Below are 8541 nucleotides of genomic sequence, written 5' to 3'. Positions count from 1 at the left end.
TGGACTCATCCATCATTCTGACAGAGGTATACAATATTGCAGTAATGTATACACACAGATACTGAAAAGAAAACACATTGATATTAGCATGACAGAAGAAAATCATTGCTACGAAAATGCTATGGCTGAGCGGGTAAACGGCATTTTAAAAGATGAATTCTATTTAGATCAAACCTTTATGAATACCGCTCACGCTAAGAAAGCTACAAAAAATGCAATTAAATTATATAACGAAGTAAGATTACATTTATCTTTAGAGTATAAAACACCAAATATGGTATACAAATTAACTGCTTAAAATCATGTTCAACCTGTAGCCATATTTCAGGACTAGACATTTTTCATCAAAATTCAGCTTTAATGAGAATTAAAATTTCACTCCTATTTATATTCATATTCAACCTATCACATTCTCAAACTACAAATTCTCAAATCAAGAATTATTTAGATAATTTGAATGAATCAGAATTTTCAGGAGCAATTTTAATAGCTAAAAATGATGAAATAATTGAGAAAAGGGCGTATGGACTTTCAAGCATAGAATACGATGTACAGAACAAAATAGAAACTAAATTCAATATAGCTTCAATTACAAAAATGTTCACTGCTGTTGCTGCATTACAATTATATGAACAAGGTAGAATAGATCTTAAGACACCAATCGGAAAGTATTTACCGGATTATCCAAACGAAATTGTTAGAAACTCAGTAACCGTACATCAACTCTTAACTCACACTTCAGGACTTAACAATTTTTATGTAAATGATTTAGATAAAATCAAAAATTCAAATTACGAAGAAATCTCTGATTTTGTTCCCCTTTTCGCTAATGACACATTACTATCCAAACCAGGAACAAAGTATGATTATAGCGGATCAGGATTCGTGGTTTTAGGTTTAATAATTGAAAAAGTTTCTGGAGAGAATTATTACGATTATATAAAAGAGAATATTCTGGAGCCAGCAGATATGTTGACAACTTCAGAAATTCAAGTAGATTCAATTGTAAGAAATAAAGCAAGTGGATATACTTCAGGATTTGGTCAAAATAAAAACCTAAAAAAGAATGATTATTATTTGACTAAAGCGTCTCCAGCTGGATTCTACTATTCCACAGTAGAGGATTTGTTTAAATTCTCAAAAGCTTTAAGAAACTATAAATTATTAGATAAAGAAACTACCGATCTAATGTTGGAACTCAAAGTAAAGGGCTATAATACGCATTTAGGATATGGAATTGATATCGATAATAGATACAATCAAACAATAATTGGTCACAGTGGCGGTTGGTATGGAATTCATTGTGAACTTATGGATTTTATGCACGATAATTATACAGTCGTCATTTTATCTAATATCGATGATGGAGGTAAAACTGGAGCCTCAAAAGTAGCGGATTACTTTAAAAACTTAATAGCAGAAAAAGAATTAGAAAACTAAATTAATCAAGTACATAAAAACAGTGTACAACAACGCGTATGGTCAATTGCGGCTAATTACTTAATCGATATTCGATGTTTTTAGCTATATTTATTTTAAGCGGACACAACTTGGCAAACCAAACCGCAACTGTCCATACTCGAAACCGTTGTAAAAAATAGCTCCTGACCCAATCTCCCTCTGAAAACAGAACTGACCGCAGAAAAAATAATACTCAAAATTCGATAAAATCAGACCAATTTTTTTTTGATTTTAAAGAAATGAAAACTGATAAAAACACCCTCTGGAAATATTTTAAAAATAAATGGGTTAGCAACAATGCGGACAAATAATGAGAAAAAATAGAGGTGAAATTATATAAAATTGGACGCTTTTTTCACTGAACTGGATAAAAGATCTTGTCGTAAATTCAAATTCGGTTTAAATAGAAATAAAGAACTGAAAAAGCTGATCATACCGCAGAACCAATCTCTCCCAAAAAGTTATAATTGAAAAATTCAGCTAAAAATTAAAATGCAACGCTGGAGAAATTTAAAATTGTGAATTTTTACTATCAATTTTATTCTTCAAAAGCCTCTCTCCCATTTTTTGAGAATAAAAGTAAAATCTGATCAGAGCTAATATTCGATAAATCTGACAATGATTTTTAAAAGATTAAATAAATGGATAATTTTATATCAGAACTTATCGCTACATTTTACAACAACGATTAATCGCAAATAGCGGCATTTAGATAAAAAAGTGTAATTTTAGAAACCAAGCAAGAAAAGTTTAAGCCGACAAATCCGCGTCACTTACTCCACTACTTGCGATAATCGAGACCGTTGGCAGTAATTTTAAACAACCATTTTGGACAAATTTGATAAAGAAATATTGTTTGAGTATATCTGGAAACTGATTAGCTACTTCTATGCAATAATAATTATATTTTCCGTAATTGTTGGAGTTAGAACGGCAATCTATATTTTAGAAGGTATGGAAGACAAAGAAATTAGTCAAAATGGTCTAATCAAAGTATGGATTTTTATCATTAGTTATATCATTTTAAGGAATTTATTGAAACCTTTTTTTATGAGAAGAATGAATAAAATTTAAATTGAATATTCCGACATACAAAAATCAAAGCTAAATTGACTTTATACTCAACCAAAAAGGTACGCGTGGAAATGGAATCGGAAAAGGTAATCGCCTAAACCGCGTTATAAAGTATCTATCAAATTAACGTGACTTCCAAGAACTTATATTGAACATATTGACTTTGAACTTCAGGAGAAACTAAGTATTTCAAAGTTAGGTTTTACTTGAAAAAGGACTAATTTGGTGGATTCACAAAAAACCAAGGAAAATTGGAGAAGCTAAACTTTTAGTAATTTAAAAAGAACAAAAACTACTGCCAACAACGTATAATAGCAATTGCGGCATTTTGTCCTGCGGACAAAACCGCGTAAGCATAATATTCAGCATTTTTAATTATCTTAGTTTTAACCAATCCGCAACTGACGATTATACGAAGCCGTTGCCACCAATACAAGAAAAATATTGCGCTGAATGAAAAAACTTCTGATTTTGTTGATTGGATTGAATATTATTTCGTGTAGCCGATTAACATATTCAGGATTTTGGTTACGCTATAAATCTGACCAAATAACCGAACAAAAAAATGACCAAGGACCTTGGGGTGGAACTTTAGCAATAAACTGGAAAGCCAAACCGGACGAACAATTTAAAATTGCGCAACTAAAAAAGATTGCGGAAAAAAATGACTGGAAACTGATTGACAGCATACCGATAAAAAGAACTGAAATAAAAAATATGACGGAGCTAAATCAACCGATTATTCGTGTTCCGCTTAAAAATTTCGAACCGAATTCAAAGAATGCAGATTATAAAAGCCAACCGCTTCCTCGTTGGATAAATATTGATTCTAAACTTTACCGATTTAAAACAAACAGGCTGATTTTTGACTCCAGAACTGATGATTCAACAAATGAAAACGGATTTATACTCTTGAGCGAAAATGGAATGGAAATGAGTGTTTACCAAGTTTGGGGCGAATAAAATAGCAGAAAAAGTACTGGTGGCAACAACGATTCATCGCAAATAGCGGTTTTTAGCTAAAAAAGTGTAATTTTAGAATCAAAGCAAGAAAAGATTAAGCCGACAAGTCCGCGTTCCCTACTCCACTACTTGCGATAATCGAAACCGTTGCCAGCAATTTTTAAAATAAGATTTTAATGATAAAAACTGTAATTCGCTTAGAATTTGATTACGTTTTTCCAGATGAAGAACCAAAGGAGGTTCTTGAATATCTAAAGAAGATTTCATCTTTTACCCTTTTAAATATCATCGGATTTTGCAACACCTATCCTCAACCAAATTTTGACAACTTTGCTTCAAATGTTGAAGTTCATAAAGATATAGTTAGTAGAGTCATAAAATTTTCACGAGAAAACAAAATACCTGAAAAACCGATTCTGGTTACTAGAGAAGCAAGTCTAAGATTAGCAGAAATAATCCTTTCAAATAGAGACACACTTTTAGCAAATAATACTAATGATGATCGAGATACGGATGAGATAAATTTATTCAAATCCTTCCTTGTAATTAACACAGAGCTAAATTCAAAACAAAATCTTACGACAGCCGAAGATAATTTAGATAAACTTGTTGATATGTCTCTAACTATGACATTTTCAACGTCTGATTTTGATCTTTTTGAAAACAATGATTCAGAATTTGGCAAGTTAGTTTACGCTACGATGGTAAGATTTGAATACTTAATTGAGTTTTTAAAATCAAGTGAAGAATATGAGTATTTAGCAAAAGATTTATATAACTATTTCTCACAAGAAAGTTTAGAAGAGGTTTTCAAACAAATGAAATATCTCTTTGGAAAATTGCTTGAGTTAAAAGTAGGAAATGGTTATAAATTTCAAGTTGATGATGAAAAATCAATCGCTTTTTTAGATTCTATTGTTTCTGATGAAATTATTGAAGATGATGATTTTACTTATTTAAGGAACTTTCCAATTTATAAGATTGAGAAGAAGGTTTTCGCGATTATAGACTTCTTTTTCGTTGTCGATAAATTCTATAAAAGTGTCAAATTTATTTTAAAAAATTCCTTTCATAAACACCATAATCTGCCTCAAAGAGATCGCTCATTCTTTGAGTTTTTCAACACACATTTTTCTGAGAATTTTCTAATGTCAAATGTTCTAGAACAAATATTTGATAAACCTTATTTTATAAAAAAAGATAATCTTGAGGACGTTCCGAATGAACCTGACTATTACATCCGTCATAATAAAAAGGTTTTTCTATTTGAAAATAAAGATGTTTTAATTGCAAAAAAAATTAGAAGTTCGGGTGATATTAATGAAATTAACAAGGTCCTAAAATCTAAATTTTTAGAAGTAAATAATAAGCCCATTGGTGTTGGTCAACTTATTACTTCAATCGATCAAATAGTGGAGAATCAATTCAAATTTGATGATTATGTTAACGGTAAAAACAACATCACCATCTATCCTATTTTATTAATAAATGATAGAATTTTTGAAACACTTGGGGTAAATTTCAGATTAAATCAATGGTATTTGGAAAAGATTCATGAGAAATTGGGAGAAAAGTATAACTCTAACCTAATTAAGTCACTTACTGTCATTGATATTGATACTCTAATTTATTGGACTTCCTATTTAAAAGAGAAAGACTCAAATTTTAGAAGGATAATTGACGAGCACTTGAAAGCAATGAGTAAGAAAGTAAAAGTGAATCATCCGAATATTTCAAAGGCTAAAGAAATAGCTAATAAAAAATTAACCAAACAAATTGCACCTATTAGTAATAGACTAAGCAATGATATATTTCCGATGAAATTATTGATCAAAAAATTTGAAGATGTGATCACGAATTAAAAACTGCAGGCAACATCGGTTAACGGCCAATATGCGGTATTTGAAGAAAATTGATAACTTAGAACTCCAAACCACAAAACTATAAGCCGACAACTCCGCGTGTTAAATTCCGCACACTGGCGTTAACCGTAACCGTTGGCAGCAAGCTTAGAAAATGAATACTAAACCAAACAGGGAAGTTTTACCAGAAAATACTGACGAATATTTACAGAAAATACTAAACGAGTTTTCAGCAAATATTTCGGAAGTAATAAATTTTGGTACACATCTTTTGGTTTGGGACGTTAATAAAAAAAGAGAAGGAAAAGACAATCATATACCAACGTTATTTTTTAGGAATATTTTAGAGCTAGGAGATTCTATTTCAATTTTAATACAAAGTTCTTCAATTGACCCTAGTAAAATATTACTTCGATCATTATTAGAAAACTCTTACGGTTTATTATACCTTTTAGAAAAAAACGAAAGAAAAAGAGCTCTTTCATACATGGTATGGAAAACTATAAAACAGATAAAAAATTATAAGAGATTCATATCCGATTATCCAAGCTCTCAAGAACTTAAAAGATTGATTCTAGAAAATGACGAAAGTTTCCCAATAGACAAATTTTTTGATCGGGAAGATGTGAAGGAATTTATAGAAATTAAATCATCCCTACTGAAAAAACCAGAATTTGACGAAGTGTATAAAGAATATAATAGAACGAAAAATAAAAGAAAATTAAGAAACCCATCTTGGTATTCATTATTTGATGGTCCAAAAAACTTCTTAGAATTATCTAAGTATTTAGATAGATCGCTTATTTATGAATTTCATTACAGAGATTACTCAGAAAATGTACATGTAACAGGTATTCAAAAAGGAATCGCAAAAGCCGGAAAAGATTTTGGTCAGATTATTCAAATTAGAGATTTTGAAAACTGTAAAGAGGTATATCTATCAACAATTGATAATTTAATCGAAAGCTTCAACATATTTACTAAAAATAGAATTCCGACTAAATATCAAGAATTCAGAATTTGGTATTTAGAATTTCGACAAATTCATAGAAAAGCAATTGAAGAAAACATATTTAACTATAAGAAATAGGCCAGCTGCCAACAACGATTAATCGCAAATAGCGGTTTTTGAATAAAAAAGTGTAATTTTAGAAACCAAGCAAGAAAAGGTTAAGCCGACAAATCCGTGTCAATTATTCCGCTACTTGCGATAATCGAAACCGTTAGCAAAAATATAAACCAACTATGTTTGAGAGTATAAAGTTATATTTTAAGAAAATAAAGCGAGCAAAGCGCATTAAAAAATTGCGGAAGAAGAAACCTCCTTATTTAAAAAAAGACTTTGGAGTAGAACTCAATTATAAATTATGGTTCACAAAAGGGGCTCGATTTTCAGCAAGCGAAAGAAATAAAAAGTTAAATGATTTATCATCAAAAACTGTTGGGTATTTATCTGCTTACTTGATTATAATTAACCTTATAAACATTTATAATGTTCCATTTTTAGAGAAATTACCAGACAATGAACTTGGATTCTGGACTGCTGCTTTATCAATCTTAATACTTCTCTATAGTCAATTTGAAACAGCTAAAAATTATTCCATTAGAGGTGAGAAATTCCATCAGTGCTCTTTAGAAATAGCAGAATTATATAATCAACTCAGAATGATCAAAACTTCTAAACTAATAAACAGAGAACAAGAAGAAAAATCAATTTCTGAAATATCTAAGAAGTATGATATTATATTAAAACAACACGAAAATCATTCAAATATTGACAGTAAAGAATTTACAACTTACAAACCTGAATATTTTGAATTAAGCAAAATTGCTGTTTGGAAAATTCAAATCGAAAAATATTTTAGAGTATACTTTAAATATCATCTAATGATTTATGGTCCTATAATAATATTTGTATCAAATCAACTGTCAAAAAAATACTTTTGCTAACACCGTATAACAACAATTGCGGCTCTGTGTCCTGCGGACACAACCGCGCAAGCATAAAAGTCAGTAATTTTAGCTATCTTAGTTTTTAACCAACCCGCAACTGATTGTTATACAAAACCGTTGTAAATAATGCAAAAAACGACCTAAATGGAAATTATAGTATTGCCAAAAGATATGTCAGAAGAATTGGCAAATGACTATCTTAAAAATATTGAAAATAAAAATTGGGATTATATACAAGCTGAATTGAAATTAATAGATCCTGATTACAGAATAAAAGAAATAAATATTGGAACTGGTGCAGATTGGATTGCGATATTAGCTATTATAAATGCGCTTACTAATGTTTTTCTCGTTGGAGATAAGGTTGATAAGGGAATTGAAGGTTGGTTGAGAATTGCCAAACGTATTAAATCTATTTTTCATAATTCTGATACAGTTTTTATGGATATGGATTCAGCAAAAGTTTATGGAATTAATCACATTGCAGAAAAAACTGATATTAAATCAATTAAGATTGAACATCAAACCTCAATAGAGTTAGGTAATTTAAGTGGAATGCTACCTGACAGAAAAGAAACTGATTTTATTGCAAAACCTTGGAGTGTATATTTTTTAACCTACATAATAAATGATAATCAAAGAATATTATTGAGTATTAGGTCGGATGGGCAAATCAAAGAAATACTAAATAATGAGATTAATCCTTATTCACCATTTTAGGGAAAAGCACTATTTACAACACCGTATAACAACAATTGCGGCTTTGTGTCCTGCGGACACAACCGCGCAAGCATAAAAGTCGGTAATTTTAGCTATCTTAGTTTTTAACCAACCCGCAACTGATTGTTATACAAGACCGTTATGTGCAATTTAAACCAACGTACTTTCCTGAAATAGGTTGACTAAAAATTAAACCTTTTAGTACTATACCTAATGAAAGAACAAAATCAACACTGTCGAAAAAATTCCTACAAAAAAGTGGGTTATGATCTCAAGCTACTGATCATTGATCAGATTCAAAATGCTCAGATTTCAATCAATCATGCTGCCAATAAATATCAGGTTTCCAGAGCTTCTATCTATTATTGGTTAAAAAAATACAGTACTTTAGAACAAAAGAAACAAGGGATGAGCAAGAAAGATGAAATCAAAAAACTCAAAGAAAAAATAGAGGAACTGGAATTTGTCAAAGACTTCCAACAAGACATTATTGCTGACATGGAACTTA

General features: G+C 30.2%; 8 protein-coding genes. All 8 read left to right on the top strand.

The window, feature by feature from the left end; translation table 11 throughout:
* A partial coding sequence (locus BM201_RS17725; RefSeq protein ID WP_139219288.1) for an integrase core domain-containing protein occupies positions 1 to 298 on the top strand: 298 nt, incomplete at its 5' end.
* Between the two features lie 62 nt (positions 299 to 360).
* Positions 361 to 1440: a serine hydrolase domain-containing protein gene (locus tag BM201_RS17720; protein WP_092545123.1), complete on the top strand. Its 1080-nt coding sequence runs from the start codon at positions 361 to 363 to the stop codon at positions 1438 to 1440.
* Positions 1441 to 2988: 1548 nt separating this feature from the next.
* Positions 2989 to 3498 carry a hypothetical protein gene (locus BM201_RS17710; protein ID WP_092545119.1) on the top strand — a complete coding sequence of 170 codons (510 nt, stop codon included), beginning with the start codon at positions 2989 to 2991 and terminating at the stop codon, positions 3496 to 3498.
* Positions 3499 to 3674: 176 nt separating this feature from the next.
* Positions 3675 to 5360 carry a hypothetical protein gene (locus BM201_RS17705; protein ID WP_092545117.1) on the top strand — a complete coding sequence of 562 codons (1686 nt, stop codon included), beginning with the start codon at positions 3675 to 3677 and terminating at the stop codon, positions 5358 to 5360.
* A gap of 154 nt (positions 5361 to 5514) precedes the next feature.
* Complete coding sequence (locus BM201_RS17700) at positions 5515 to 6450, top strand: DUF5677 domain-containing protein (RefSeq protein WP_092545115.1); 936 nt, start codon at positions 5515 to 5517, stop codon at positions 6448 to 6450.
* A gap of 155 nt (positions 6451 to 6605) precedes the next feature.
* Complete coding sequence (locus BM201_RS17695; RefSeq protein WP_092545113.1) at positions 6606 to 7310, top strand: SLATT domain-containing protein; 705 nt, start codon at positions 6606 to 6608, stop codon at positions 7308 to 7310.
* Positions 7311 to 7457: 147 nt separating this feature from the next.
* The gene (locus BM201_RS17690) at positions 7458 to 8033 is read left to right on the top strand and encodes a hypothetical protein (protein ID WP_092545111.1); all 576 of its coding nucleotides are present in this window, start codon (positions 7458 to 7460) and stop codon (positions 8031 to 8033) included.
* A gap of 213 nt (positions 8034 to 8246) precedes the next feature.
* A partial coding sequence (locus BM201_RS17685; RefSeq protein ID WP_092545109.1) for an IS630 transposase-related protein occupies positions 8247 to 8541 on the top strand: 295 nt, incomplete at its 3' end.

Origin of the sequence: Zunongwangia mangrovi (genome assembly GCF_900112105.1) — a bacterium.
Lineage (GTDB): Bacteria > Bacteroidota > Bacteroidia > Flavobacteriales > Flavobacteriaceae > Zunongwangia > Zunongwangia mangrovi.
This window is presented reverse-complemented; position numbering and strand designations above follow the sequence as displayed.

What these genes read in the sequence shown, in the direction of transcription:
- BM201_RS17695 (WP_092545113.1), top strand. Translation starts at nt 6,606, where the DNA reads ATGTTTGAGAGTATAAAGTTATATTTTAAGAAAATAAAGCGAGCAAAG.
- BM201_RS17705 (WP_092545117.1), top strand. Translation starts at nt 3,675, where the DNA reads ATGATAAAAACTGTAATTCGCTTAGAATTTGATTACGTTTTTCCAGAT.
- BM201_RS17690 (WP_092545111.1), top strand. Translation starts at nt 7,458, where the DNA reads ATGGAAATTATAGTATTGCCAAAAGATATGTCAGAAGAATTGGCAAAT.
- BM201_RS17710 (WP_092545119.1), top strand. Translation starts at nt 2,989, where the DNA reads ATGAAAAAACTTCTGATTTTGTTGATTGGATTGAATATTATTTCGTGT.
- BM201_RS17720 (WP_092545123.1), top strand. Translation starts at nt 361, where the DNA reads ATGAGAATTAAAATTTCACTCCTATTTATATTCATATTCAACCTATCA.
- BM201_RS17700 (WP_092545115.1), top strand. Translation starts at nt 5,515, where the DNA reads ATGAATACTAAACCAAACAGGGAAGTTTTACCAGAAAATACTGACGAA.